Source organism: Caballeronia sp. PC1 (assembly GCF_021353155.1).
In the GTDB taxonomy this organism is placed as follows: Bacteria; Pseudomonadota; Gammaproteobacteria; order Burkholderiales; family Burkholderiaceae; genus Caballeronia; species Caballeronia cordobensis.
This window is the reverse complement of the sequence record NZ_JAJUBH010000001.1, coordinates 1,149,856-1,175,329: the sequence shown is the minus strand read 5'-3', so window position 1 is coordinate 1,175,329 and position 25,474 is coordinate 1,149,856. Positions and strand designations below refer to the sequence as shown.

Genomic DNA, 25,474 nt, shown 5'->3' with positions numbered 1-25,474 from the left:
AGAAAAGCCGCCCGAGGGCGGCTTTGCCTGACGTCCAGCTACAGAAAAAACTTACTTGATCACCGCCTTGCTGCGCAGGCCTTCCTCGAACGTCTGCAGCTTCTCCTGCTGGATCTGCTGCGAAATCTGCGCCTTCACCTGATCGAGCGGCGGCGGGGCGATTTCGCGGGAATCGTCCAGACGGATGACGTGATAGCCGAACTGCGTCTTCACCGGCTCGGGCGTCACTTCGCCCTTCTTGAGCTTTTCGGCGGCCGCGCCGAATTCCGGCACATACGCCGAAGGCGAAGACCAGTCGAGATCGCCGCCGTTCTTGCCCGATCCCGGGTCCTTCGAATATTGCTTGGCGAGATCCTCGAAGCTCGCGCCGCCCTTGATCTTCGCGATCAGATCCTTCGCCTGCGCTTCGTTGTCGACGAGGATGTGATGCAGATGCAGTTCCTTGCCGCCGCCGTTCTGCTTGACGAGCTGGTCATAGCGCGCCTTGATTTCGGCGTCGGTCGGCTTGTTCTTGTTCACGAAGTCTTCGATCAGCGCGCGCAGCACCACGGTCTGCTGCGCCACGGCGATCTGAGCCTTAACGTCCGGGCGCATCGGGATGCCTTCGCGCGCGGCTTCCTGCATCAGGATTTCGCGGTTGATGAGTTCCTCGCGCACCGCCTGCTGAAGCTGCGGCGAATCCTGCTGACCTTGTGCGACGAGCTGCTTGACGAGCGCATCGGCGCGCGACGTGGGAATCGGCGTGCCGTTCACGACGGCGATGTTTTGCGCAAACGCGGGCGCAGCCGCGAATGCAGCCAGCAACACCCAGACGCGGGTTTTTTTCAAAGTCATCGGAGGTTCCTAACTGAGCAAACGGACGCCTTTACAGGCGAGATTCAAGAGGCAAGAGGGCGGATGAACACACGGAACCGCGCGTCTATTCGAATTGTTCTGCGAACTCCTGCGGCGTGTAAGCCCGGATCGCGAGCGCGTGCACGCCGCGTCGCAATTCCTCAGCCAGCGCATCATACACGAGTCGATGCCGGGCCACGCGCGCACGGCCGGCGAAGCAATCGGCGACGATCGTCACCGTGTAGTGGCTGCCCGAGGCCGCGCCCGCATGGCCGGCGTGCGCGGCGCTGTCGTCGTCGATATGCACGGATTGCGGTGTGAGCGCCGCGTTCAGGCGGGCTTCGAGATGCGCGATCTTTTCCGCCGCCGATGCGCTCGTGAAATCGAACGATGCGCTCATTGTCCGTCCTCCTTCATGTATTTCGCGAGCCAGAAGCTCTGCGCGACGATAAACAGGACGAGACAACCCGTCGCGCCGAAGAGCTTGAAGTTCACCCACTGATCCGTCGTGAAGTTATACGCGACGAACAGATTCACGATGCCGAGCAGCGCGAAAAACACCGCCCACGCCACGTTCAATTGTCCCCACACGCGATGCGGCAGCACGATCTGCTTGCCCATCATCGCTTCGATCAGATTCTTTCTGAAGCCGAGCTGCGCGACGATCAGCGCGAAGGCGAACAGCCAGTAAAGCGCGGTCGGCTTCCATTTGATGAAGGTGTCGTTGTGCAGCACGAGCGTCGCGCCGCCGAACACGACGACCACGCCGAGGCTCACCCACAGCATCGGATCGACCTTGCGATGCCGGAACGCCACCCACGCGATCTGCACGAGCGTCGCCGCGATCGCCACGGCCGTCGCGGTATAGATGCCCCACACCTTGAATGCGACGAAAAAGAGAATGATCGGAAACAGATCGAACAGAAATTTCATTGGCGTGCGGACGTGATGGGCATCGGGTGATGGCGGGCGCGCGACGAAAAAAGCGCCCGCGAGAAGCGGCGGGCGCCGGTGCGACGTTTCAGGTACGACGTGACGCGGACCTGGCGCTTACTTGGGTTCGAATTGTAGCGCAGCCGAGTTGATGCAATACCGCAAACCGGTCGGGGCGGGGCCGTCCTCGAACACATGGCCGAGATGCGCGCCGCAGTTCTTGCACAGCACTTCGATGCGCAGCATGCCGTGCGTGCGGTCGGTCTTCTCCTGGATCACCTCGCCGTTGATCGGCTTGAAATAGCTCGGCCAGCCGCAACCGGCGTCGAATTTCGTGTCGGACTCGAAAAGCGGCGTGCCGCAACAGACGCAGTCGTAGACGCCGCGCTCGTCATGATCCCAGTATTTGCCGGTAAACGGGCGCTCGGTCACCGCGTGGCGCGTGACCTGATACTGCATGTCGTCGAGCTCGCGGCGATACGTCGCGTCGTCTTTCTGCAGCGGATAGCTGGTCGGGGTGTCGTCTTTGCTCATCTGTCGGTCCTTTTCTGGCCTCGAAGGCCTCGTATATGAGGGCGATGCTAGGAAGAACAACTCACTTCCAGTGCGCCCGCCCAGTCGGGCGGCAGGCCGGCGTAGGCCTCGTTTTCCGGCTGCTCGTCGAAGGGGCGGCGCAGCACGTCCAGGAGGCGCGCCACTTCCGAGAAATCCTTTTCGTTCGCCCGGCGGATCGCCTGTTCCGCCAAATGATTGCGCAGCACGTATTTCGGATTCACGCGATTCATCGCCGCCGCGCGCGCGGCGTCGTCGCGCGGTTCGTGCGCGAGGCGCTCGCGATAAAGCGCGGCCCACGCATCGAACGCGGCGCGGTCGAGAAAGAGATCGCGCACGGGCGCGTCGCCGCTCGCGTCGGACTTCGAGAGCTTCGAGAGGTTCCGGAACGTCAGCGTGAAGTCCGCGCGATTCGCGTGCATGATTTCGAAGAGCCCGTTGGCGAGCTTGTCGTCGCCTTCGAGTTCGGTGGCGAGGCCGAGCTTCGCGCGCATCGTCGCGACGAGCGCCGGCCCGAAACGCTCTTTGTAGCGTTCGAGCACTTTCTGCGCCTCCTCGACGACGCGTTCGGCGCGGCCTTCTTCCGGCAGATTCGCGCCGAACAGCGGCACGAGCGCCTGCGCGAGACAAAAGAGGTTCCAGTACGCGACCTGCGGCTGGCGGCCGTAGGAATAGCGCCCCTGCGTATCCGAGTGATTGCAGACGTGATGCGCGTTGAACCCGTCCATGAAGCCGAACGGGCCGTAATCGATCGTGAGGCCGAGGATCGACATGTTGTCGGTATTCATCACGCCGTGACAGAAACCGACGCCTTGCCATTGCGCCATCAGATCGGCCGTCGTGCGCACGGCTTCGTCGAGCAGCGCGAGGTATGGATCCTCGGCGTTTCTGCAATGCGGATAGAAGCGGTCGATGACGTGATCGGCGAGCTTGCGCAAATCGTCGATGCGGTCGTTCGAATAGAAATGCTCGAAGTGCCCGAAACGCACGAAGCTCGGCGCGACGCGCGTGACGATCGCGGCCGTCTCGATGGTCTCGCGGCGCACTGGCAGATCGGCGCCGATGACGGCGAGCGCGCGCGTCGTCGGGATGCCGAGATGGTGCATCGCCTCCGAGCAGAGAAACTCGCGGATCGACGAACGCAGCACCGCGCGGCCGTCGCCCATGCGCGAATAGGGCGTGCGCCCCGCGCCCTTGAGCTGCACTTCGAGGCGCTCGCCATCGCGCTCTACCTCGCCGAGCGTGAGCGCGCGGCCGTCGCCCAGTTGCCCCGCCCACACGCCGAACTGATGGCCCGAATACACGGCGGCATAGGACAGCGAATCGGCCGGCCAGTCGCGCGTCGGATTGCCGGCGAAGTATGCGGCGAATGCGTGCTTTTCGGCACCCGTCGCGACATCGGAATCGAAGCCGAGCGATTCGGCGGTCTCGCGCGAAAACCCGACGAGGTAGGGCTCTTCGACCGGCGCGGCGGGTAGACGGGTCAGGAAAGCGGTGCCGAGCGCGGCGAACGAACCGGGCTGGCCGATGCGTATCGCGCTGGCGATTTCGTTCATGGAACGCGCGCCGGCGGGCGTCTCGTCGCGCGCCGCGCGCACGGCATTGCTTGGGGAAAACGACATGTTGAGCGCCTCTGAGTTAAACGATATTGTAATTCCGCGCCCGCGGGCCTGCAGGAGCGCCACACGTCGCTCGACACCACGGAGATCATCGCTTATGACGTCGCCGCTCTACGGCCAGATGATGGAATTACCGCTGCTCGCGTCGTCCCTGCTGTCTCATGCTTCGCGTCACTTCGGCGACAACGAGATCGTGTCGCGCCGCATCGAAGGCGACATCCACCGTTACACGTATCGCGATTGCGAAAAGCGCGCCAAGCAGCTCGCGCAGGCCTTGATCGCGCTTGGCGTCGGAGAGGGCGAGCGCGTCGGCACGCTCGCATGGAACGGCTACAGACATCTGGAGTGTTATTACGGCGTCTCGGGCATGGGCGCCGTCTGCCATACGATCAACCCGCGGCTTTTTCCCGATCAGATCGCGTTCATCATCGATCACGCGGAGGACGCCTACGTCTTCTTCGACATGACGTTCGCTCCGCTCGTCGAGCTCGTCGCGCCGCAGTGTCCGAACGTGAAAGGCTGGATCGCGCTTGGCGACGCCGCGTGCATCGAGCAGCATCTGTCGAACCTCAGTGTGCCGGTGCTGAGCTACGAGACGCTCATCGGCGCGCACGACGGTAACTACGAATGGCCGATGCTCGACGAGCGGCAGGCCTCGTTTCTCTGCTACACCTCGGGTACGACGGGCAATCCGAAGGGCGCGCTGTATTCGCATCGCTCGACGGTGCTGCACGCGTACGGCGCGGCACTGCCCGATGCGATGGGCGCGTCGTCGAGCGATGCGATCCTGCCTGTCGTGCCGATGTTCCATGTCAACGCGTGGGGCATCCCGCACGCCGCGCCGCTCGTCGGCGCGAAGCTCGTGTTTCCCGGCAAGGACCTCGACGGCAAATCGCTCTACGAGTTGATGGAGGCCGAAGGCGTCACCTATTCGGCCGGCGTGCCGACCGTCTGGATGGGCCTGCTCGCTCACATGAAGCAGCACGACGCGCGTTTCTCGACGTTGAAGCGCACGGTGATCGGCGGCTCCGCGTGCCCGCCCGCGATGCTGCGCACCTTCGAGGAAGACTACGGCGTGCAGGTGATTCACGCGTGGGGCATGACGGAGATGTCGCCCCTCGGCACGCTCTCGCGGCTCTCCTTCAAGCAGAAGCAGCGTCCGCTCGACGCGCAGCGGCATTCGCTGGAGAAACAGGGCCATGCGATATTCGGCGTCGACATGAAAGTCGTCGGCGACGACGGCCGCGAGCTGCCCTGGGACGGCAAGTCGTTCGGCGATCTGTACGTGCGCGGTCCGTGGGTCATCGACCGCTATTTCCGCCGCGACGATTCGCCGCTCGTCGACGGCTGGTTCCCGACGGGCGATGTCGCGACCATCGATCCCGACGGCTTCATGCAGATTACCGACCGCAGCAAGGACGTGATCAAGTCCGGCGGCGAGTGGATCAGCTCGATCGATCTGGAGAACATCGCGGTGTCGCATCCGCAGGTCGCGGAAGCGGCGTGCATTGCGTGCGCGCATCCGAAGTGGACCGAGCGGCCGTTGATCGTGGCGGTGCTCAAGCCGGACGCGACCGTCACGCGCGAAGAACTGCTCGCGCATTTCGAGGGCAAGGTGGCGAAGTGGTGGGTTCCGGACGATGTCGTGTTCGCCGACGAACTGCCGCATACCGCGACGGGGAAGCTGCAGAAGGTCAGGCTGCGCGAGTTGTATCGGGAGTATGTGTTGCCGAACGCCGCCGAAAATCCCGCTTGAATGGCCTCGCTTCGAAAGACCCCGGCCCGTTCGCGCGGCGCCGGGGTTTTTATTTTTCGCCTCGTTTCCGCGGCATTTGAACGATCGTTCTTTTTTGTGTATTCTGCTTCGATCCCGCTATAAATCCGGTATCGGTCGACAGGAGACACCTTCATGGCAGTGGACTACACGATCCGCGGCGGCGTGGCCGTCATCACGCTCGACAATCCGCCCGTCAACGGGCTCGGGCATTCGACGCGCCTGGGCATCGTCGAAGGCATCGGGCGCGCGAATGGCGATGAAAACGTGCGCGCCATCGTCATCATCGGCGCGGGCAAGGCGTTTTCGGGCGGCGCGGACATCACCGAATTCAACACGCCGAAAGCCACGCAGGAGCCGACGCTCACCACCGTGATCAAGGCGCTCGAAGCCAGCGCGAAGCCCGTGGTCGCGGCGATTCACGCCGTCGCGATGGGCGGCGGCCTCGAACTCGCGCTCGGCGCGCATTACCGCGTCGCGTCGCCCGGCGCGCAGATCGCGCTGCCGGAAGTGAAGCTCGGGCTCTTGCCCGGCGCGGGCGGCACGCAGCGCTTGCCGCGCGTGGTCGGCCTGGAAACGGCGCTGAACATGATCGTGTCGGGCACGCCGGTTCTGTCCGAAAAGCTCGCGCAAACCGGTCTCTTCGACGAACTCGCCGAAGGCGATCTGCTCGAAGCCGCGCTGTCGCTCGCGAGCCAGGCCGCCGACAAGGGCAGCGAGCATCCGAAAGTCCGCGATCGCAAGATCGACCATCCGAACGCCGAGGGTTTCATTCAGTTCGCGAGGAATGGCGTCGCGGCCGCCGCGAAGCATTTCCCGGCGCCGCACAAGTGCATCGACGCGATCGAAAAAGGCGTGAAGGAAGGCTTCGAGCGCGGTCTCGCTTTCGAGCGCGAATGCTTTCTCTCGCTCGTGCAGACGCCGGAAAGCCGCGCGCTGCGTCACGCGTTCTTCGGCGAACGCGCGGCGGGCAAGATCGCCGACGTGCCGCCGGGCACACCGGTCAGGGCCATCGCTCGCGTGGGCGTGGTCGGCGCGGGCACGATGGGCGGCGGCATCGCGATGACCTTTCTCAACGCGGGGCTTCCCGTCACGCTGCTCGAAACGAAGCAGGAGGCGCTCGACCGCGGCCTCGCCACGATTCGCGGCCATTACGAAGCGCAGGCCGCAAAGGGCAAGCTCACCCGGGAACAAGCCGAAGCGCGCATGGCGCTCATCACGCCGACGCTCGCCTACAGCGATCTCGCCGACGCCGATCTCATCATCGAAGCGGTGTTCGAGGACTTGAGCGTGAAGGAGAGCGTGTTCCGTCAGCTCGATAAATGCGCGAAGCCGGGCGCGATTCTGGCATCGAACACCTCGACGCTCGATCTGAACCGCATCGCAGCGTTCACGCAGCGCCCCGGCGACGTCATCGGCATGCATTTTTTCAGCCCCGCCAATGTGATGAAGCTGCTCGAAGTGGTGCGCGGCGAAAAGACCGGCAAGGACGTGCTCGCCACCGTCATGCAGCTTGCAAAGAAGATCCGCAAGACGGCGGTGGTGTCGGGCGTGTGCGACGGCTTCATCGGCAACCGCATGATCGAGCAATACATTCGCCAGGCGCTTTTCATGCTCGAAGAAGGCGCGCTGCCCGCGCAGATCGATCGCGCGATCGAGAAGTTCGGCTTCGCGATGGGCCCGTTCCGCATGAGCGATCTCGCGGGCAACGACATCGGCTGGGCGATTCGCAAGCGCCGCTATCGCGAGCAGCCCGCTCTGCACTATTCGGGCATCGCTGACACACTGTGCGAGGCGGGCCGCTTCGGGCAGAAGACCGGCGCGGGCTGGTACGACTATCAGGCCGGCAAACGCGAGGCGCTGCCGTCGCAAGCCGTCGATGCGATGATCGTCGCGTATTCGAACGAACGCGGTATCGCGCGGCGCAGGATCGGCGACGAGGAAATCGTCGAGCGGCTCGTGCTCGCGCTCGTCAACGAAGGCGCGAAGATTCTCGAAGAGGGCATCGCCGCGAAGGCGTCGGATATCGACATGGTCTATCTGACGGGCTATGGCTTTCCGCTGTGGCGCGGCGGGCCGATGCTCTACGCGGACACCATCGGGCTCTACAACGTGGAGCGCGCGATCCGCCAATACGCGAAACAGGCCAACGGCGAGGCGTGGCAGCCGTCCGCGCGCGTGACCGAACTCGCCACATCGAATGGACGCTTCAATGACTGAGATGAAACCCGTCGAAGACGTGCTCCTCGTCGTCGATATCCAGAATGACTTCATGCCGGGCGGGGCGCTCGCCGTCGCGCGCGGCGACGAAGTCGTGCCCGTGGTCAATCGCCTCGCGCGCGCGTTCTCGCATGTCGTGCTGACGCAGGACTGGCATCCGCGTTCGCACGTGTCGTTCGCGGCGAATCACGCGGGACGCCAGCCCTTCGAGACGATGACGCTGCCTTACGGCGAACAGGTGCTGTGGCCGGTGCATTGCGTGCAGGACACCGACGGCGCGGCGCTGCATCGCGATTTGCACGTGCCGCACGCGCGGCTCGTCGTGCGCAAGGGGCACCACGAACACGTGGACAGCTATTCGGCCTTCGTCGAAGCCGATCGCGTGACGCCGACCGGCCTCGAAGGCTATCTGCGCGATGTCGGCGCGACGCGCGTGTGGCTCGCGGGACTCGCGACCGACTATTGCGTCGCGTGGTCCGCGCTCGATGCGCGCGCCGCCGGCTTCGAGGTCAACGTGATCGAAGACGCGTGCCGCGCGATCGATCTGAACGGCTCGCTCGACAAGGCCTGGCAAGACATGCACGCCGCCGGCGTGAAGCGCGTGAAGTCTGACAACATCGTGAAGGCAAGGGAGACCACATGACCGATGCAGTCATCGTATCGACAGCGCGCACCGCGCTCGCCAAGTCCTGGCGCGGCGCGCTCAACATGACGCACGGCGCGACGCTCGGCGGCCATGTGACGAAGGCGGTCGTCGAGCGCGCGGGTATCGATCCTGCGCGCGTCGAGGATGTGATTATGGGCTGCGCGAATCCGGAAGGCGCGACGGGCATGAACATCGCCCGGCAGATCGCCTTGCGCGCGGGCCTGCCGGCTTCCGTGCCCGGCATGACGGTGAACCGCTTCTGCGCGTCGGGCCTGCAGACGATCGCGCTCGCCGCGCAGCGCGTGATGTCGGGCGAGGGCGATGTCTTCGTCGCGGGCGGCGTCGAATCGATCTCGTGCGTACAGAACGAGATGAACCGGCACATGCTGACCGAAGGCTGGCTCACGCGGCACAAGCCCGAAATCTACTGGTCGATGCTGCAAACCGCCGAGAACGTCGCGCGGCGCTACGACATCTCGAAGGCGCGGCAGGACGCGTACGGCGCGCGCTCGCAACAGCGCGCGGCGGCGGCGCAGGCGGCCGGCAAGTTCGCCGACGAAATCGTGCCGATCACCGTGCTCGCCGGTCTCGCCGACAAGGCGACGGGCCGCATGTTCACGCAGGAAGTCACGCTCGCCGCCGACGAAGGCATCCGCGCCGACACGACGCTCGAAGGCGTGTCGAAGATTCGCACGGCGCTGCCGGGCGGCGTTATCACGGCGGGCAACGCGAGCCAGTTCTCCGATGGCGCGTCGGCGTGCGTGGTGATGAACGCGGCGCTCGCGGAAAAACAGGGCTTGCAGCCGCTCGGCATTTTCCGGGGCTTCGCGGTGGCGGGCTGCGAGCCGGACGAAATGGGCATCGGCCCGGTGTTCGCGGTGCCGAAGCTGTTGCGGCGCGCGGGCCTCACGGTCGACTATATCGACCTGTGGGAACTGAACGAAGCCTTCGCCGTGCAGGTGCTCTATTGCCGCGACAAGCTCGGCATTCCCGACGAGCACCTCAACGTGAACGGCGGCGCGATCGCGGTCGGGCATCCGTATGGCGTGTCGGGCGCGCGCCTGACGGGCCACGCGCTGATCGAAGGCAAGCGGCGCGGCGCGAAGTTCGTCGTGGTCACGATGTGCATCGGCGGCGGGCAAGGCGCGGCGGGGCTTTTCGAAATCGTGTGAGGCGTTGCGGTGCGAGGTTTTTTGCTACGCTTCGGGATTCACTCGCAATGAAGGAGCCGCCGTGCTACGTCACATCGTCATGTGGAAGCTGAAAGAAAACGCCGAGGGCGCGAGCCGCGCGGAAAACGCGGAGAAACTGAAGGCGAAGCTGGAAACCTGCCGCAGCATCGTGAAGGGCCAAGGGCATTTCGAAGTCGGCACCGCGCAGCCCGGTTTCGACTGCACGTATGACGTCGTGCTCGTCTCCGATTTCGACGACCGTGCCGCGCTCGAAGCGTATCAGGTTCATCCGAAGCATCAGGCGCTGAAGGACTTCGTCGCGGCGATCCGCGACGAACGTCAGTGCGTCGATTACGAAGTGTGAGCACGATGTCCTCTTCCGAATCCGCAGGCGGCGTGTCCATCGAAAGCCCGTTCATCGACGCGCTCGGCGTCGTGCTCGTCAAGGCGAAGGACGGCGAAAGCGAAGTGCGCATGCCGCTGCGCGACGAGCACATGAACACGTGGGGCATCGCGCACGGCGGCGTCACCATGACGCTGCTCGACAGCGCGCTCGCGCTCGCGGCGCGCAGCATCGCGGGCGACGGCATCGGCGTCGTGACCGTCGAGATGAAGGTCAACTTCATGCAGCCGGGGCGCGGCGAATTGCGCGGTTACGGGCGCGTATTGCACCGCTCGACGACGATGGCCTATTGCGAAGGCGAGGTCCGCGACAGCGAAGGCCATTTCGTCGCGAAAGCGCTCGGCACGTTCAAGTACATGAAGCGGCTCGCGGTCGGGCGCGACATCGTCAAACAGAAGATGCGTTCCGATCCGAAGGCGATGCCCGGACCGAGCGACGCCTGAATCCCATTTTTGCGAAGGAGCATGCGCATGACAGACGCACAGATCAACCGTCGGATTTTGCTCGTCTCGCGGCCGCAAGGCGAGGCGTCGGTGTCGAATTTCAAGCTCGTCGAAACGCCGCTCGCGCCGCTTCAGGACGGCGAAGTGCGCGTGCGCAATCACTATCTGTCGCTCGATCCGTACATGCGCGGCCGCATGGACGACGCGAAATCGTACGCCGCGCCGCAGCCGCTCGACGAAGTGATGATCGGCGGCACCGCGGGCGTCGTGACCGAGTCGCGCAACGCCGCGTTCAAGGCGGGCGACAACGTCGTCGGCATGCTCGGCTGGCAGGAATTCGGCACGTCCGACGGCAAGGGGCTGAACAAGGTCGATACCTCGCGCGTGCCGCTTTCCGCGTATCTCGGCGCGCTCGGCATGCCGGGCGTCACCGCGTGGTACGGGCTCAACGGCATCATCGAACCGAAAGCGGGCGAAACGGTCGTCGTCTCGGCGGCGAGCGGCGCGGTGGGCAGCGTCGTCGGGCAACTGGCGAAGGCGGCCGGCTGCCGCGCGGTCGGCATTGCGGGCGGGGAGGAAAAGTGCCGCTATGTCGTCGAGACGCTCGGCTTCGATGCATGCGTCGACTACAAGGCGGGCAAGCTCTACGAAGATCTGAAAGCCGCCACGCCGAATGGCGTCGACGGCTATTTCGAGAACGTCGGCGGCGAAGTGCTCAATGCGGTGCTCGCGCGCATGAATGCGTTCGGGCGCGTCGCCGTGTGCGGCATGATTTCCGGCTACGACGGCAAGCCCTTGCCGATGGATGCGCCAAGACTCATCCTCACGCAGCGCCTGAAGCTGCAGGGCTTCATCGTCTACGAGCATCTGGACATCTGGCCGCAGGCGTTGAAGGAACTCGGCGAGCGCCTCGCGACGAACAAGCTGCATTTTCGCGAAAGCATCGCGCAAGGGCTCGACAATGCGCCCGAAGCGTTTCTCGGCCTGTTGCGCGGGAAGAACTTCGGCAAGCAGCTCGTGAAGCTCATTTGACGCGCGATTGATTCGCAAGGAGTCGCAGGTGGATCGCTTCGAAGGCAAGGTCGCCGTCATCACGGGCGCGGGCAGCGGATTCGGGCGCGAGTTCGCGAAGCAGGGCGCGGCGCTCGGCATGAAGCTCGTGCTCGCCGATCTCGACGCCGCCGCGCTCGCCGCGACCGTCGAAGCGGTGCGCGCGCAAGGCGGCGACGCGATCGGCGTGCCGACGGACGTATCCGACAGCGCACAAGTGCAAGCGCTCGCGCGCGCCACGCTCGATGCGTTCGGCGGCGTGCATCTGCTCTTCAACAACGCGGGCGTCGGCGCGGGCGGCTTCGTCTGGGAAAACAGCGCGAACGACTGGCAATGGGTGTTCGGCGTGAACGTGATGGGTGTCGCGAACGGCTTGCGCGCATTCGTGCCGATCATGCTCGAACGCAAGGAGCCCGCGCATATCGTCAACACGGCGTCAGTGGCCGGCCTGCTCGCGGCGCCCGCGATGGGCGTCTACAACGCGTCGAAACATGCCGTCGTCGCGATGACCGAAACGCTGTATCACGACTTGCGGCTGGCGGGCGCGCCGTACATCGGCGTGTCGCTGCTGTGCCCGGCGTTCGTGCCGACGGGCATCGCCGACGCCGAACGTTCGCGGCCCGAAGCGCTCGCCAACGAGGCGCCTTACACTGCCTCGCAAAAGCTCGCGGCGCGGCAACTGACGAGAGCGGTGGAGGGCGGCAAGCTCACCGCGCGCGAGGTCGCCGAAGCGGCGTTCGACGCGGTGCGCGAAGGGCGTTTCTATGTCATCACGCATCCGGCCATCATGCCGTCGGTGCAGCTTCGGCTCGACGATATCGCGCAACTGCGCGCGCCCACCGATCCGATGTCGCTGAAACGTCCGCGCTGACGGGGCGCGCTTCGTGGCATCATCGTGACCCTTTGACGCTTCTTTCAAGCTTCTTTCGCCGATGCCGCTCAATCCCAAGATCGCACAAATTCTGGAGATGGTCGCGCGCGCCAATCGCCCGCCGTACCACACGCTCACGCCGCAGCAGGCGCGCGCCGCCTACGCGATGAGCGCGCAGATTCTCGATATCGCGCCGCTGCCGATGTTCAGCGTCGAAGACCTGCGCATTCCCGTGCGCGACGGCGAAACCATAGGCGTGCGCATCTACCATCCGACGGAGCCGGGCTGGGCGCAACCTGCCGCGGGACTGCTGTATTTTCACGGCGGCGGCTTCACGGTCGGCAGCGTGGCGACGCACGACGCGCTGTGCCGGAAGTTCGCGCACGATGCGGGCTGTGCCGTCGTATCGGTCGATTACCGGCTGGCGCCTGAGCACAAGTTTCCCGTGGCGGTCCACGATGCCTTCGACGCGCTGCGCTGGCTGCACGGCGAAGCGCCGACGCTCGGCATCGATCCCGCGCGGCTCGCCATCGGCGGCGATAGCGCGGGCGGCACGCTCGCCATCGTCTGCGCCGTGCTCGCGCGCGACGCGGGCATCGACTTGCGGATGCAATTGCTGATTTATCCGGGCACGAGCGCATGGCAAAAGAGCGCGTCGCATGCGCGGCTCGCGGAAGGCTATCTGCTTTCCGGCGAGACGATTCAATGGTTCTTCGACCAGTATCTGCGCGATGACCGCGACCGCGACGACTGGCGCTTCGCGCCGCTCGATGCGGCGAGCGGCGTGCCGGATTTCAAGGGCGTCGCGCCGGCGTGGATCGCGGCGGCGGACCACGATCCGCTATTCGACGAAGACATCGCGTTCGCATCGATGCTTCGCGAAGCGGACGTGCCAGTCACGCTCATGCGCTATGAAGGCATGATCCACGAATTCTTCAAGATGGGCGGGTTCGTGCCGGACGTGGCGCAGGCGCATGCGGACGCGGTGGAGGCGTTGCGGGCGGCGCTGGCGTGATCCGTTTAGCCTTCGATCCCGAACCCGAACGCCCGCTCGAACGCTCCCGGCCGCACGAGGCGATGCGAACCGTCATCGTCGCTGCGCTCCTTGATGTCGAGCGACAGCCCGCGCGCTAACGGCATCACGCGCAACGCCGTGGTGCTGCGCGTTCCGTAATCGGGCGATTCGATGAACGCCGCCGAAAGCACGCGCTCGCGCTCGATGGAAATGCCGGTCGTTGGAAGATGCTCGTCGTTCGCGATGCGCGGATCGCGCAAAGTGTCGATGAGCACATCGAGCGGCGGACGCTCGTCGGCGTGAATCAGATCGCAGAGCGCCTCGCGCTGCGCGACGAGCTTCGGCCACGGCGTGTTGAGCAGACTATTGGACAAGCCGTGCACGCCGGCTTCGAGCAGAACGGGCGGCGCATCGGCGCGATTGCCGTACCAGCCGAGCTCGCGCCGCGTGAAATCTCCGCACAGCAGATTGAAACCGTTGTAGCGATGCCCCTCACGCGCGACGCCGCGCAGATAGTCCATCGGCGCGACGCGCTCGCCCGCGAGAAACGCGCTGACGAGCGTGCCGCGCGTCGGCGCGTTCGGACGCATCTCGCTGGGTGCGCGATAGTTGGTCAGCGCGGCGAAGCGGCCATCGCCCGACACGCCGAGCCACGTCCCGCCGCCCGTCAGATCGCGGCCCGCGAGGACGCCCGGCGCATCGTTCCACCAGTGCAGCGGCTCGGTGTCGCGGCGAAAGAACTCGTCGCGATTCGCCGACAGCGTCAGCAGGGCGCGGCCGTTCTCCAGCGAAGCGTCGGGCTGCCAGTCGAATACGATCAGACACATGTGCGTGCTCAGGCGTCGGCAGGAAAAGCGTAGGGCAGCGGCACGAAGGCGAGCGCCGGGCCGGACGCGGACCCGACGTGTACCGTACCGCTATCCAGCGCCGCGAGCTTGACCTCGACGAGACAGTCCACGCCGCCGCCTTCGCCGGGCGCCACGTTGACCACGAGCCCGCACGGCTGGCCCGGATCGTCGGAGTGAAACAGTTCGGCGCCGGGCGTGGCGGACTCGGCATGCGCAAGCGCGGTGCGACGCTTGATCGTGCCGCGATACTGGCTGCGCGCAACAATCTCCTGCCCGGGATAGCAGCCTTTCTTGAAGTTCACGGCGCCGAGGACGTCGAAGTTCACCATCTGCGGAACGAACTGCTCGACGGTGGCGTGCGTGATGCGCGGCTCGCCCGCGTGTATGTCGAGCCAGTCCCACATCGCTTCGGGCACGCGCGCGAGTTTGCCTTCGAGCTTCGCGAGGTGCGCCTCCACATCGGCCTTCGGTCCGACCCACAGGAAGCGCGGCCGATGCGCCGCGTCCGGCACGCGGATCAGCGAGCCGTGCGGGCCTTCGACCTTCACGTGCACGCCGTCGGGCAGCGCATCGAAGATGCCGGACAGCGCCGCGCGGACGTCGCCCGCGAAGCCGACGGCGGCGGTTTCCGGCGTCGCGTCGGTGAGCTTGACCTTCGAGCGCAGGACGAACATCGACAGACGCTTTTGCACGGCGGCCTGCACGTCCTGGGCGATGAGAAGCCGCACGGCCTCCGCCGTGCGCCACATCAGAAACGAGCCGAGCAGCCGGCCCTTCGGCGAGCAATAGCCCGCGAGACGCGCCGTCGAGGCGTCGAGATGCTGGACATCGTTCGTGATTTGCGTGTGCAGGAAAGCGGCGGCGTCCTCGCCCTTGACGTCGATCACGCCAAACTGGGTGAGCGGCATGTACGCGCCGGCGGTCTTGACGGATTCGAAGTCGGAAGCGGCGAGAGCTGTGGTCTGGGAATTCATGGAGTAGGCGGCTGTCAATCCTATCGTTTGGGCCGGGGCCGGCGAATGCGGCCCGGGCGCAGGCGGCAAGTTATTATATTGGTCTTATCTCAAGCGTGTTTCGCATGACCTTTTTGAAGAAATGCGTCGTGGCGGCGGTGCTCGCCGCGATGCTCGCGGCGGCCGTCGCGGGCGGCGTCTGGTGGTGGGCCAACCGCCCGATGGAACTGTCGACGCCCGAACTCGACGTCACCATCAAGCCCCACAGCAGCCTGCGCAGCGTGAGCGCCCAGTTGAACCGCGGCGGCGTGCCCGTCGAGCCGGAGCTTTTCGTGCTGATGACGCGCGTGCTCGGCCTCTCCGCACAGTTGAAGTCGGGCAATTACGCTTTCAAGAGCGGCATCACGCCTTACGAAGTGCTGCAAAAGATCGCGCGCGGCGACGTGAACGAGTATGTCGCGACCGTCATCGAAGGCTGGACGCTGCAGAAAATGCGCAGCGAACTCGACGGCAATCCCGCGCTCAAACACGACACCGCCGGCATGACCGACATCGACCTGCTGCGCGCGATCGGCGCGGCGGAAGTGGAGAAGGCGTCGGCCGAGGGGCTCTTCTTCCCCGACACCTATCTTTTCGATAAAGGCACGAGCGATCTCACCGTCTACAAACGCGCGTACCGGCTGATGCAGACGCGCCTTACCGAAGCGTGGAACACCCGCGCGCAAAATCTGCCTTACAAGACGCCTTATGAAGCGCTCATCATGGCGTCGATCGTCGAGAAGGAAACCGGGCGCGCGCAGGATCGGCCGCTCGTCGCGGCGGTGTTCGCGAACCGGCTGCGCATCGGCATGCCGCTGCAGACCGATCCGACCGTGATCTACGGGCTCGGACCGGCCTATGGCGGGCGGCTGAAGAAAAAGGACCTGCAGACGGACACTCCGTACAATACGTACACGCGCATGGGCCTGCCGCCGACGCCGATCGCGCTGCCCGGCGTGGCCGCACTGAACGCCACGCTCAATCCCGCCGCGAGCAGCGCGCTCTATTTCGTGTCGCGCGGCGACGGCAGCAGCATCTTTTCCGACAATCTGGGCGACCACAACAAGGCCGTCGACAAATACATCCGGGGTCAATGAATGGCGCGCGGCAAGTTCATCACGTTCGAAGGCATCGACGGCGCGGGCAAGACCACGCATCTCGACTGGTTCCGCCAGCAACTCGCGGCAAAGCTCGAAGCCAGCGGACACCAGGTCGTGATGACGCGCGAACCGGGCGGCACGCCGCTTGGCGAAACGCTGCGCGGCATTCTGCTGAATCAGCCGATGGATCTCGAAACCGAAGCGCTCCTGATGTTCGCCGCGCGCCGCGAGCATCTGGCGCAGGTGATCGAACCGGCGCTCTCGCGCGGCGACTGGGTCCTGTCGGACCGTTTCACGGACGCGACTTTCGCGTATCAGGGCGGCGGGCGCGGCCTGCCGCGCGATAAGCTGGAGGCGCTGGAAAGGTGGGTGCAGGGCGGTTTCCAGCCGGACCTCACCGTACTGTTCGATGTGCCGACCGACACCGCCAGCGAGCGCCGCTCGGCCGCGCGCGCGCCGGACAAGTTCGAAAGCGAATCGGAAGCGTTCTTCGAGCGCACGCGCGGCGAGTATCTGCGCCGCGCGGAGGAATCGCCGCAGCGCTTTTTCGTCGTCGATTCGAGCCGGCCGATCGCCGATATTCGCAAGAAGCTCGAAGAAGCGCTCGCAGACCTCTGTTAACACACACTTTTTTCGATGATCTATCCCTGGCAAACCGGCGACTGGCAGCGTCTTCAGCAATTGCGCGCGCACTGGCCGCATGCGCTTTTGCTGCATGGCGAAGCCGGCATCGGCAAGCTGCAGTTCGCGCAGCACCTGGCGCAAGGACTGCTTTGCGAGACGCCCGCCGCGAGCGGCGAGCCGTGCGGCGCGTGCCCGGCATGCCTGTGGTTTTCGCAAGGCAATCATCCGGATTACCGCGCCGTGCTGCCCGAAGCGCTTGCCGGGCTCGCCGCCGGTAACGCCGACGCCGACGCATCCGCCGAAAAAGCCGATGGCGACGACGGCAAGAAGACCCGTGCGCCGAGCAAGGAAATCAAGATCGAGCAGGTGCGCGCGCTGCTGGACTTCTGCGGGGTCGGCTCGCATCGCGGCGGCCTGCGCGTCGTGCTGCTGTATCCGGCGGAGGCATTGAACGTCGCGGCCGCCAACGCGCTCTTGAAGACGCTGGAAGAACCGCCCTCGGGTGTCGTGTTCCTGCTCGTGTCGGCGCGCATCGACCGGCTGCTGCCGACCATCATCAGCCGATGCCGCCAGTGGCCGATGAGCGTGCCGCAACCGGACGAAGCGCGTACATGGCTGGCGTCGCAAGGCGTCGACGATCCCGTGGGAGTCCTCGCGCAGGCGGGCGGCGCGCCGCTGGCCGCGCTGGCGCTCGCCAACGACGAAAACCGCGCATTGCGCGACTTCACGCTCGCGCAACTCGCCGCCGGCCCGAACTGCGACGCCTTCGCTTGCGGCGAGAATCTGCAGAAACTGCCGGTGCCGCTCGTGCTCGGCTGGCTGCAGCGCTGGCTCTACGATGTGCTCGCACAGCGCACGGCGGGCCGTCCGCGTTATTTTCCCGGCGCGGCGAAGGCGCTGTCGCGCTGCGCGCAGAGCGCGGACCCCGCGGCGCTCGCGCGGTACATGAAAACGGTCACGCGGCAGCGCGCGGTGGAAAATCATCCGCTGAACGCGCGTCTCGTGTTCGAGGAACTGTTCATCGGCTATCGCGGGATCTATACGGCCTGAACGCGGCCTGAACGCGCACGAAAAAGCTTCAAGGAGCACCGGATGTTCGTCGATTCACACTGTCACATCAATTTCGAAGGGCTCGCCGACCGTCTGCCCGACGTGCTCGACAAGATGCGCGCGCACGCCGTCACGCATGCGCTGTGCGTGTCCGTCGATCTGGAAACGCTGCCTTCGGTTTTAGCCATCGCTGAGAAGTACGAGAACGTGTACGCGTCGGTGGGCGTGCATCCGGATCACGAAGACATGCGCGAGCCGAGCGTCGCGGAACTCGTCGAGCTGGCGCAGCATCCGAAAGTGTGCGCGATCGGCGAGACCGGGCTCGACTACTATCGTCTGGAAGGGCGCAGCCTCGCCGACATGGAATGGCAGCGCGAACGTTTTCGCACGCACATTCGCGCCGCGCATATCGCCGCCAAGCCGCTGATCGTTCATACGCGCTCGTCGGCGGAAGACACGCTGCGCATCATGGAGGAAGAGCGCGCGGGCGTGCCCGGCGGCGTGATGCATTGCTTCACCGAGGCGTGGGACGTCGCCGAGAAAGCGCTCGCGCAGAATTTTCATATCTCGCTGTCGGGCATCGTCACGTTCAAGAACGCGAAGGACGTGCAGGAGGTCGCGCGCCGCGTGCCGATCGACCGGCTGCTCATCGAGACCGATTCGCCGTATCTCGCGCCGGTGCCGTATCGCGGCAAGCCGAATGAACCTGCTTACGTCAGCTATGTCGGACGTTTCATCGCGCAGTTGCGCGAAGCGCCGGAAGAAGCCGTCGCCGAAGCCACCACCGACAACTTTTTCCGTCTCTTCAAGATCGCGCGGCCGGCGTGACGTCCGTTCCGGCGTCGGCCCGCGCACAAGAAAACTGTTTCAAGGCAATCCGAAGGTCACTTATGAACAATTCCCCGATGGTTTCCACTCTGTCCGCGGCGAGCACGCCAAACATTTCGCGTGCGCGCGATGCGCATGCCGCCCGAAAGGCCGTGCGCGGTTTCGTCGCCGGCGCGCTCTTCGCGGCCTGCGCCATCGCGCAGCCGGTCTGGGCGGCGTCCGTGGACTCGCTCATCAAGGCGGTCAAGTTCGACGACATTTCGGCCGTCAAGAAGCAGCTTGCGCAGGGCGCGGACCCGAATACCGTCGATAACACCGGCAGCCCGATCATCGTGATCGCGGCGCGCGAGAAGTCCGACAAGGTCGGCCAGTTGCTCGCCGACAACCCCAAGACCGATCTGGAAAAGACCGATGCCGCCGGCGAGAATGCGATGATGCTCGCCGCGCTCAACGGCGACGCCACCTTCGTGAACCTGCTGATCGCGAAGGATGCCGAAGTGAACAAGAAGGGCTGGACGCCGCTGCACTACGCGGCCACCAACGGCCATGACGATGTCGTGAAGATTCTGCTCGACCATTCGGCCTATATCGACGCGGGCTCGCCGAACGGCACCACGCCGCTGATGATGGCTGCGCGCGGCAACCATCTTTCGACCTGCAAGCTGCTGCTCGACGAAGGCGCGGATCTGCGCGTGAAGAACCAGCTCGGCATGACGGCGGTGGATTTTGCCCGCAAATACGAAGCGAGAGACGTGGCCGAAGGCCTGCAGGCGCGCCTGGATTCGATGCCGAGCGGCGGCAGCGCACCGCAAAGCGGCTCAAACGGTGCAAAATAGCGCAGCGCGATTTCCGGCGCGGGGCGAGGGCGGTCAGGCGCGGCCGCTCTTCGCTCCGTACGCGTACGCAAATTAAGCCGCCGCTCAACATAAAAGGAAGACCATGCTGCGGGAATTCGTCATCGCCTGTGCTCTCGCGACGCCCGTGTGCGCGTTCGCGTTTACCGGCAACGATCTGAACAAGCTCTGCACCAAAACGGACCCGAACTCACGGACCGCCTGCGCGGCCTATATCGAAGGCGCGGCGGACGGCATCTACAACACGATCGAGGCGATCGGCGGAACCTCCGGGCCGCAGATCGGCCAGTACTTCTGCCTCCCGGCGGACGTGAAGCCGCAGCAGCTCACGGACGCGGTGCGCAAGTACATCGCCAACAATCCCGACAAGGCCGATTTCAACGCGACCACGATGGTCTCGCTCGGTCTTGGCAAGGCGTTTCCCTGCAAGGCGGAGCGCTAAGTATATTTCTTCATGCCCGGACGCCGCCGCGCGTTCGAGCGTTACGCTTGCTGATTTAGCAAGCGCGATGGCCGCGCCCGGACGGCCATCGCCGCAGCGTTCTGCTTTCGCATCCGTGCGATGCGCTCCGCCGTATCCACCTCGCCGTCAATCCATTCACGAGGCCGATCCCGCGACGCTATGCATTCACTCGATCATTTCCTGGATCTCGCCGAACGGCCGCTCGGCACCTGGCCCGGCGCGTTCATCGTCGCGATCATTGCGGTGGCGTTCGCGCTCGGCGTGCATCGCATCGGCGCGCGCATCCTGACGCGCATCGCGCGGCCGTATCCGCTGATGAGCGTCGTGCTGCGCTACATCGACACGCCCGCGCTCATCCTGCTCGTTTTCCTCGGCATCGGCTTCATGATTTTCGAGGCGCCCGATGCGCTGCCATTCATCGGCGTGCTGCGCGATGTCGAAACGGTCGCGCTGATCGGCGCGCTGACGTTCCTCGCGGTGCGCTCGGCGGGCGCGGTGGGCGAGGCGATCGTGCAGGCGCATCCGCTCGACACCGACGACAATCTCAACGCGCGCCGCATCCACACGCAGGCGCGCGTGCTCGCCCGTTCGGTGATGGTCGTGATCGTGATCATCGGTTTCGGCGGGGCGCTGATGGCGTTTCCGAGCGTGCGCCAGATCGGCGCGAGCCTGCTGGCGTCGGCGGGCGTGGCCGGGCTGGTGGCCGGTATCGCGGCGCGGCCGGTGCTCGGCAATCTGATCGCCGGCTTGCAGATCGCGCTGTCGCAGCCGATTCGCCTCGACGATGTGGTCGTCATTCAGGGCGAATGGGGCCGCGTCGAGGAAATCACGGGCACCTATGTGTCGATCCGCATCTGGGATCAGCGGCGGCTCATCGTGCCGTTGCAGTGGTTCATCGAGAACCCGTTCACGAACTGGACGCGCAACAGTTCGCAGATCATCGGCACGGTGTTTTTATATGTCGATTACCGCATGCCGATCGCGCCGCTGCGCGAGGAATTGCAGCGCATCCTCGAACACGCGCCGGAGTGGGATGGCCGCGTGCAGGTGCTGCAAGTCACCGACGCCACCGATCGCGCCGTGCAACTGCGCGTGCTCGTCAGTTCCTTTGATTCGGCGCTCAACTGGGATTTGCGCTGCCGCGTGCGCGAGGGGCTCGTGAATTTCGTGCAGGCCGCGTATCCGCACTACTTGCCGCGTGCGCGCGCCGATTTGTCCACCGGCAAGGACAGCCACGTCGATTTCGCGCCGCCGCTCGAACGCGCGGGCGCGTCGCAGCCCGCGAGCACCGCAAACACGGCCGCCGATCCCGTCGCGAGCCGCGGCGAACGCGGCGGCCCGGACCCGCGCGCGCATGCGGCGGCGTCGACCGCGCCGGAGTCCACCGGAAAAGCCTGAAACCCGCGACAAGGTTTCAGGTCGAAAATTTCCGGATTATGCTTAAAACCAAACGTTCGAAGAGGAAAAGGAAAGCTCATGAGCCGTCTCGTCGTCGTATCCAACAGGGTCGCCACGCCGACCGAAACCAAGGGCTCCGCGGGCGGGCTCGCCGTGGGCGTCTTCGGCGCGCTGAAAGACAGCGGCGGCGTCTGGTTCGGCTGGAGCGGGGACGTTGTCAGCGAGACGGTCGCGAACCAGGGGCCGAAGCTCGAACAGGACGGCGCGGTGACGTTCGCGACGGTCGGCCTGCCGAAGAAGGACTACGACCAGTATTACCGCGGCTTTTCCAACGCGATGCTGTGGCCGGTCTTCCACTATCGCAACGATCTCGCCGTCTACGACCGCGACGAATACGCCGGCTACCGGCGCGTGAACGCGTGGCTCGCCCATAAACTCATCAAGCTGATCGAACCCGACGACATCATCTGGGTACATGACTATCACATGATTCCGTTCGCGGAGGCGTTACGCTCGGCGGGCATCAACAATCGCATCGGCTTTTTTCTGCATATTCCGTTTCCGTCGCCGCAGATTCTGTTGAACATTCCGCCGCACGAGGAACTCGTGAAGTCGCTGTGCTGCTACGACGTCGTCGGATTTCAGACGGAGCGGGACCGGGTCGCGTTTCACGATTACATCGTGCGCCATGCGCACGGCACGGCCACGCCAGACGGCCGCGTCGAAGCCTTCGGCAGAACGCTCCGGACGAACGTGTATCGCATCGGCGTGTTTCCGGACGAAATCGCCGAGCAGGCCGAGCGCGGCGAAGCGCGTCAGGACGTGATGGACCTGAAGCAGAGCCTCGAAGGCCGCAAGCTCATCATGAGCGTGGACCGCCTCGATTATTCGAAGGGCCTCGTCGAGCGGTTTCGCGCGTTCGAGCATTTTCTGGAGAAGTCGCCGGAATGGCGCGGCAACGTCACGCTCGTGCAGATCGCGCCGCCCACGCGCTCGGACGTCGAAACGTATCAGCAGATTCGCCAGAACCTGGAGTACGAAGCGGGGCGCATCAACGGGCGCTATTCCGGGCTCGACTACACGCCGATCCGCTATCTCAACCAGCGTTACGACCGGTGGAAGCTGATGTCGCTGTTTCGCGAATCGCAGATCGGCCTCGTCACGCCGCTGCGCGACGGCATGAATCTGGTCGCGAAGGAATATGTCGCCGCGCAGAATCCGGACGATCCGGGCGTGCTCGTGCTGTCGCAGTTCGCCGGCGCCGCCGACGAGATGACCGGCGCGGTGATGGTCAATCCGCACGATATCGTCGGCACGAGCGAGGCGATCGGGCGCGCACTCGCCATGCCGCTCGCCGAGCGCAAGGAGCGCTACGAAACCAACATGTCGGCGCTGCGCCGGCACGATCTGGGCGTATGGCGCGACGATTTCCTCGCCGATCTGCGCGGCGACGCCAAGACGTAACCGGCCCGCGAAACGAATGTTGCGGGTCTGTAACAGAGCGATGAAAGTGCAAGAAGCCTGCGCGACGCACGCGTTCGCGCTCGATAATGCCTCGTCGACGCATCGTGCGAGAGGGAAAAACGCGTAAGGGCAAACCTCGTTACCCGGCCTTACGGTCCGCTGTCATACTCGATGCGCCTCGCGGCGAGGCCGTGCAGTCCGCGCCGCACGCCGTTATACGCATGGAGACGAGAACGATGAGAATTGCCCAGATTGCACCGCTGACCGAATCGGTGCCGCCGAAGCTCTACGGCGGTACCGAACGCGTCGTGTCGTACCTCACCGAAGCGCTCGTCGAGCTCGGTCACGAGGTCACGCTCTTCGCGACCGGCGATTCGCAGACCAGCGCCAACCTGGAAGCCGTATGGCCGCGCGCGCTGCGCCTGGATCCGGCGATTCGCGACCGCATCGCGCCGCATATGCTGCTCATGGAACTGGTGCGCCGGCGCGCCGAGGAGTTCGACGTCCTGCATTTCCACATGGACTACTACTCGTTCTCGCTCTTCAAGCGCCAGGACACGCCGTTCATCACGACGATGCACGGCCGCCTCGATCTGCCCGAGCAGCAACCGGTCTTCGATACGTTCAACACCGCGCCCGTTGTCTCGATCTCGGATGCGCAACGGCATCCGCTGCCGCAGGCGAAGTGGGTCAGCACGGTCTATCACGGCCTGCCGGAGACGCTCTACGTGCCGCAGCCGGTGGAGCAGAAGTATCTCGCGTTCCTCGGGCGCATCTCGCCGGAAAAGCGCGTGGACACGGCGATTCGTATTGCGGGCCGTTGCGGCTTGCCGATCAAGATCGCCGCGAAGGTCGATTTCGCCGATCACGAATACTTCGAGCGCGAGATCGCGCCGCTGCTCGAATTGCCGTATGTCGAGTATGTCGGCGAGATCAACGACAGTCAGAAGGCCGAATTTCTGTCGGGCGCGCACGCGCTCGTCTTTCCGATCGACTGGCCCGAGCCGTTCGGCCTCGTGATGATCGAAGCGATGGCGTGCGGCACGCCGGTGATCGCGTTCAATCGCGGTTCGGTGCCGGAAGTGGTGGACGAAGGCGTTTCCGGCTTTATCGTCGAGGATGAGATCGGCGCGGTGGCCGCGGTGAATCGCCTGCACACCTTGTCGCGCGAGCGCGTGAGAAAGCGCTTCGAGGAACGTTTCACGTCGCACCGCATGGCGCGGGAATATCTCAATGCCTATCAGACCGTGGTGCGCGCGCAAAAGCGTTCGCGCTTCAAGCTGATCGATCGCGCGACGTCGACCTGAGCGCGCGCAAAAACCAGAAAAAAACCGCCGTGTAACGCGACCTTCGGGTCGCGTTACACGGCGGTCATGCATTGCCGCGCGAGCGAAAGATGTGCGCTCAGTACTTGATGCGCGACACCTTCGTGCCTTGCAGCGAGACGTCCGCCATCAGGCCGGCATTGGTCAGCACGATGGCTTCGACCGGCTTGGTGGCCGTGGTCGTGTCAATCACGCCGTTCGCGCCCATTTTCACGAGCGCCACCGATGCGTCCGCGCCTGCCGACCAGCCGTCGGAATTGCGGAATTTGTCGAGCGCGTCCTGCGTCATGAACAGGAAGATCAGCGCCTTCGACTGCGCACCCGCCTGCAGGCCGAACGAACCCGACGTAGTGCTGTAATAGCCGACGGAACTGCCGCCCACCCGCAACGCGCCCTTGCCGTATTGCGCGCCGACGATGAAGCCCGCCTGGATCACCGACGGGAACACCAGCACGCCGCGCGATTTCGCGACCAGTTCGCGCGAGCCGCCCACGGTGGCGTAGAGACGCTGGATGGTGCTGTCGACGTCGGCGTCGATGGCGCGGCGGTCATCGGCCGCGCCGGCCGCTGCTTCGGCGCCGGAGTTCTTGTTTGCCGTGCAGCCGGCAAGCGCGAGGCCTCCCAGCGCCAGAACGGCGGTCGACTTGAGCATGAAGTTTCGTCTTTGCATCATTGTTCTCCATCGTGGAATTTAGGAAACCCCATAGAGCGGGAGGGTGAGGCACGCAAAGTTATAGCACAGCAACATGAAACGCGAACCCCGTCCATCGCTCGAAGCCTTGTCACACATGCCTTTTCAGGCTCTGCCACATTTCAAGGCGCGATCAGATCCGCCTTAGCTTACTCCTAATCCGTCCCCATAACGCCCGGTGGGACGGTAAATTACACAAAACTTTCTAGCGAAACGCCGTCACCTATCAGGGTAGACGAAGCTTGGCCAAATCGAAACGGAATCGGCGATTTCGCCCGACGCGTGACACGCGGGCGAGCACAATT

26 protein-coding genes are annotated in these 25,474 nt (G+C 64.9%); 18 read left to right on the top strand and 8 right to left on the bottom strand.

Translation table 11 applies throughout. The features are described 5' to 3' along the window. Window positions 1–51 precede the first annotated feature (51 nt). The 5 genes from LY284_RS05625 to LY284_RS05605 all read right to left on the bottom strand — a co-directional run bounded on the left by LY284_RS05625 (window position 52) and on the right by LY284_RS05605 (window position 3,875). On the bottom strand, window positions 52–834 hold the full coding sequence (locus LY284_RS05625; RefSeq protein ID WP_045450487.1) for a peptidylprolyl isomerase: 783 nt from the start codon (window positions 832–834) through the stop codon (window positions 52–54). Between the two features lie 85 nt (window positions 835–919). Further along, on the bottom strand, window positions 920–1,234 hold the full coding sequence (locus LY284_RS05620) for a BolA family transcriptional regulator (RefSeq protein ID WP_045450488.1): 315 nt from the start codon (window positions 1,232–1,234) through the stop codon (window positions 920–922). Beyond that, window positions 1,231–1,767, bottom strand: a complete 537-nt coding sequence (locus tag LY284_RS05615) for a septation protein A (RefSeq protein ID WP_014191294.1) — start codon at window positions 1,765–1,767, stop codon at window positions 1,231–1,233. Before LY284_RS05615 ends, LY284_RS05620 begins: the two co-directional genes overlap by 4 nt. 117 nt (window positions 1,768–1,884) lie before the next feature. Beyond that, window positions 1,885–2,301, bottom strand: coding sequence for a peptide-methionine (R)-S-oxide reductase MsrB (msrB, locus tag LY284_RS05610; RefSeq protein WP_045450489.1), 417 nt, complete (start codon window positions 2,299–2,301; stop codon window positions 1,885–1,887). A 47-nt stretch (window positions 2,302–2,348) separates the two neighbouring features. Then, window positions 2,349–3,875, bottom strand: coding sequence for a YdiU family protein (locus tag LY284_RS05605; RefSeq protein ID WP_231927735.1), 1,527 nt, complete (start codon window positions 3,873–3,875; stop codon window positions 2,349–2,351). A gap of 160 nt (window positions 3,876–4,035) precedes the next feature. Between LY284_RS05605 and LY284_RS05600 the strand changes: the two genes are divergently transcribed. The 9 genes from LY284_RS05600 (at window position 4,036) to LY284_RS05560 (ending at window position 13,532) form a co-directional block, all read left to right on the top strand. After that, window positions 4,036–5,694, top strand: coding sequence for a 3-(methylthio)propionyl-CoA ligase (locus LY284_RS05600; protein ID WP_045450491.1), 1,659 nt, complete (start codon window positions 4,036–4,038; stop codon window positions 5,692–5,694). Between the two features lie 153 nt (window positions 5,695–5,847). Then, window positions 5,848–7,932, top strand: a complete 2,085-nt coding sequence (locus LY284_RS05595) for a 3-hydroxyacyl-CoA dehydrogenase NAD-binding domain-containing protein (RefSeq protein WP_045450492.1) — start codon at window positions 5,848–5,850, stop codon at window positions 7,930–7,932. Between the two features lies 1 nt (window position 7,933). Further along, window positions 7,934–8,575, top strand: a complete 642-nt coding sequence (gene pncA, locus LY284_RS05590; protein ID WP_045450493.1) for a bifunctional nicotinamidase/pyrazinamidase — start codon at window positions 7,934–7,936, stop codon at window positions 8,573–8,575. Further along, complete coding sequence (locus tag LY284_RS05585; protein WP_045450494.1) at window positions 8,572–9,750, top strand: acetyl-CoA C-acyltransferase; 1,179 nt, start codon at window positions 8,572–8,574, stop codon at window positions 9,748–9,750. Before pncA ends, LY284_RS05585 begins: the two co-directional genes overlap by 4 nt. Before the next feature lie 61 nt (window positions 9,751–9,811). Then, window positions 9,812–10,114 carry a Dabb family protein gene (locus LY284_RS05580; RefSeq protein WP_045450495.1) on the top strand — a complete coding sequence of 101 codons (303 nt, stop codon included), beginning with the start codon at window positions 9,812–9,814 and terminating at the stop codon, window positions 10,112–10,114. Window positions 10,115–10,119: 5 nt separating this feature from the next. After that, complete coding sequence (locus tag LY284_RS05575; protein ID WP_045450496.1) at window positions 10,120–10,596, top strand: PaaI family thioesterase; 477 nt, start codon at window positions 10,120–10,122, stop codon at window positions 10,594–10,596. A gap of 27 nt (window positions 10,597–10,623) precedes the next feature. Next, window positions 10,624–11,628: an NADP-dependent oxidoreductase gene (locus LY284_RS05570; protein ID WP_045451942.1), complete on the top strand. Its 1,005-nt coding sequence runs from the start codon at window positions 10,624–10,626 to the stop codon at window positions 11,626–11,628. Between the two features lie 28 nt (window positions 11,629–11,656). Next, window positions 11,657–12,517: an SDR family oxidoreductase gene (locus tag LY284_RS05565; protein ID WP_045451945.1), complete on the top strand. Its 861-nt coding sequence runs from the start codon at window positions 11,657–11,659 to the stop codon at window positions 12,515–12,517. Window positions 12,518–12,578: 61 nt separating this feature from the next. After that, on the top strand, window positions 12,579–13,532 hold the full coding sequence (locus LY284_RS05560; RefSeq protein WP_045450497.1) for an alpha/beta hydrolase: 954 nt from the start codon (window positions 12,579–12,581) through the stop codon (window positions 13,530–13,532). A 5-nt stretch (window positions 13,533–13,537) separates the two neighbouring features. On the opposite strand, the gene LY284_RS05555 is transcribed toward LY284_RS05560, so the two are convergent. Beyond that, on the bottom strand, window positions 13,538–14,359 hold the full coding sequence (locus LY284_RS05555) for an NRDE family protein (RefSeq protein ID WP_045450498.1): 822 nt from the start codon (window positions 14,357–14,359) through the stop codon (window positions 13,538–13,540). 8 nt (window positions 14,360–14,367) lie between these two features. Beyond that, entirely contained in the window at window positions 14,368–15,354 is a 987-nt protein-coding gene (locus tag LY284_RS05550) for a folate-binding protein YgfZ (RefSeq protein ID WP_014191308.1), read from the bottom strand. 104 nt (window positions 15,355–15,458) lie between these two features. Between LY284_RS05550 and mltG the strand changes: the two genes are divergently transcribed. From mltG to LY284_RS05505, 9 genes are all read left to right on the top strand, one after another. After that, window positions 15,459–16,469, top strand: a complete 1,011-nt coding sequence (gene mltG / locus LY284_RS05545) for an endolytic transglycosylase MltG (RefSeq protein WP_014191309.1) — start codon at window positions 15,459–15,461, stop codon at window positions 16,467–16,469. Beyond that, window positions 16,470–17,093, top strand: a complete 624-nt coding sequence (gene tmk / locus LY284_RS05540; protein ID WP_014191310.1) for a dTMP kinase — start codon at window positions 16,470–16,472, stop codon at window positions 17,091–17,093. 15 nt (window positions 17,094–17,108) lie between these two features. Continuing rightward, on the top strand, window positions 17,109–18,146 hold the full coding sequence (locus tag LY284_RS05535; protein WP_014191311.1) for a DNA polymerase III subunit delta': 1,038 nt from the start codon (window positions 17,109–17,111) through the stop codon (window positions 18,144–18,146). 42 nt (window positions 18,147–18,188) lie between these two features. Further along, window positions 18,189–18,974: a TatD family hydrolase gene (locus LY284_RS05530; RefSeq protein WP_014191312.1), complete on the top strand. Its 786-nt coding sequence runs from the start codon at window positions 18,189–18,191 to the stop codon at window positions 18,972–18,974. Window positions 18,975–19,036: 62 nt separating this feature from the next. Beyond that, a complete protein-coding gene (locus LY284_RS05525) occupies window positions 19,037–19,810 on the top strand; it encodes an ankyrin repeat domain-containing protein (protein ID WP_041730359.1) in 774 nt (257 codons plus the stop codon). 103 nt (window positions 19,811–19,913) lie between these two features. Continuing rightward, window positions 19,914–20,270 (top strand): Rap1a/Tai family immunity protein, encoded by a 357-nt coding sequence (locus LY284_RS05520; RefSeq protein ID WP_014191314.1) that lies wholly within the window; start codon window positions 19,914–19,916, stop codon window positions 20,268–20,270. A 180-nt stretch (window positions 20,271–20,450) separates the two neighbouring features. After that, window positions 20,451–21,689, top strand: a complete 1,239-nt coding sequence (locus LY284_RS05515) for a mechanosensitive ion channel family protein (protein WP_014191315.1) — start codon at window positions 20,451–20,453, stop codon at window positions 21,687–21,689. A 78-nt stretch (window positions 21,690–21,767) separates the two neighbouring features. Further along, window positions 21,768–23,153: an alpha,alpha-trehalose-phosphate synthase (UDP-forming) gene (otsA, locus tag LY284_RS05510; RefSeq protein WP_014191316.1), complete on the top strand. Its 1,386-nt coding sequence runs from the start codon at window positions 21,768–21,770 to the stop codon at window positions 23,151–23,153. Window positions 23,154–23,389: 236 nt separating this feature from the next. Continuing rightward, window positions 23,390–24,460: a glycosyltransferase family 4 protein gene (locus LY284_RS05505; protein WP_014191317.1), complete on the top strand. Its 1,071-nt coding sequence runs from the start codon at window positions 23,390–23,392 to the stop codon at window positions 24,458–24,460. Window positions 24,461–24,557: 97 nt separating this feature from the next. Here the strand turns inward: LY284_RS05505 and LY284_RS05500 are convergent, their stop codons facing one another. Then, on the bottom strand, window positions 24,558–25,148 hold the full coding sequence (locus LY284_RS05500) for a YSC84-related protein (protein ID WP_014191318.1): 591 nt from the start codon (window positions 25,146–25,148) through the stop codon (window positions 24,558–24,560). Between the last annotated feature and the right edge of the window lie 326 nt (window positions 25,149–25,474).

Coding starts and splice junctions, on each gene's coding strand:
- LY284_RS05585 (WP_045450494.1), top strand. CDS start 8,572: ATGACCGATGCAGTCATCGTATCGACAGCGCGCACCGCGCTCGCCAAG.
- LY284_RS05600 (WP_045450491.1), top strand. CDS start 4,036: ATGACGTCGCCGCTCTACGGCCAGATGATGGAATTACCGCTGCTCGCG.
- LY284_RS05625 (WP_045450487.1), bottom strand. CDS start 834: ATGACTTTGAAAAAAACCCGCGTCTGGGTGTTGCTGGCTGCATTCGCG.
- LY284_RS05560 (WP_045450497.1), top strand. CDS start 12,579: ATGCCGCTCAATCCCAAGATCGCACAAATTCTGGAGATGGTCGCGCGC.
- LY284_RS05620 (WP_045450488.1), bottom strand. CDS start 1,234: ATGAGCGCATCGTTCGATTTCACGAGCGCATCGGCGGCGGAAAAGATC.
- LY284_RS05500 (WP_014191318.1), bottom strand. CDS start 25,148: ATGCAAAGACGAAACTTCATGCTCAAGTCGACCGCCGTTCTGGCGCTG.
- LY284_RS05605 (WP_231927735.1), bottom strand. CDS start 3,875: ATGAACGAAATCGCCAGCGCGATACGCATCGGCCAGCCCGGTTCGTTC.
- LY284_RS05505 (WP_014191317.1), top strand. CDS start 23,390: ATGAGAATTGCCCAGATTGCACCGCTGACCGAATCGGTGCCGCCGAAG.
- LY284_RS05570 (WP_045451942.1), top strand. CDS start 10,624: ATGACAGACGCACAGATCAACCGTCGGATTTTGCTCGTCTCGCGGCCG.
- LY284_RS05525 (WP_041730359.1), top strand. CDS start 19,037: ATGAACAATTCCCCGATGGTTTCCACTCTGTCCGCGGCGAGCACGCCA.
- mltG (WP_014191309.1), top strand. CDS start 15,459: ATGACCTTTTTGAAGAAATGCGTCGTGGCGGCGGTGCTCGCCGCGATG.
- otsA (WP_014191316.1), top strand. CDS start 21,768: ATGAGCCGTCTCGTCGTCGTATCCAACAGGGTCGCCACGCCGACCGAA.
- pncA (WP_045450493.1), top strand. CDS start 7,934: ATGAAACCCGTCGAAGACGTGCTCCTCGTCGTCGATATCCAGAATGAC.
- LY284_RS05550 (WP_014191308.1), bottom strand. CDS start 15,354: ATGAATTCCCAGACCACAGCTCTCGCCGCTTCCGACTTCGAATCCGTC.
- msrB (WP_045450489.1), bottom strand. CDS start 2,301: ATGAGCAAAGACGACACCCCGACCAGCTATCCGCTGCAGAAAGACGAC.
- LY284_RS05555 (WP_045450498.1), bottom strand. CDS start 14,359: ATGTGTCTGATCGTATTCGACTGGCAGCCCGACGCTTCGCTGGAGAAC.
- LY284_RS05615 (WP_014191294.1), bottom strand. CDS start 1,767: ATGAAATTTCTGTTCGATCTGTTTCCGATCATTCTCTTTTTCGTCGCA.
- tmk (WP_014191310.1), top strand. CDS start 16,470: ATGGCGCGCGGCAAGTTCATCACGTTCGAAGGCATCGACGGCGCGGGC.
- LY284_RS05530 (WP_014191312.1), top strand. CDS start 18,189: ATGTTCGTCGATTCACACTGTCACATCAATTTCGAAGGGCTCGCCGAC.
- LY284_RS05595 (WP_045450492.1), top strand. CDS start 5,848: ATGGCAGTGGACTACACGATCCGCGGCGGCGTGGCCGTCATCACGCTC.
- LY284_RS05535 (WP_014191311.1), top strand. CDS start 17,109: ATGATCTATCCCTGGCAAACCGGCGACTGGCAGCGTCTTCAGCAATTG.
- LY284_RS05515 (WP_014191315.1), top strand. CDS start 20,451: ATGCATTCACTCGATCATTTCCTGGATCTCGCCGAACGGCCGCTCGGC.
- LY284_RS05520 (WP_014191314.1), top strand. CDS start 19,914: ATGCTGCGGGAATTCGTCATCGCCTGTGCTCTCGCGACGCCCGTGTGC.
- LY284_RS05575 (WP_045450496.1), top strand. CDS start 10,120: ATGTCCTCTTCCGAATCCGCAGGCGGCGTGTCCATCGAAAGCCCGTTC.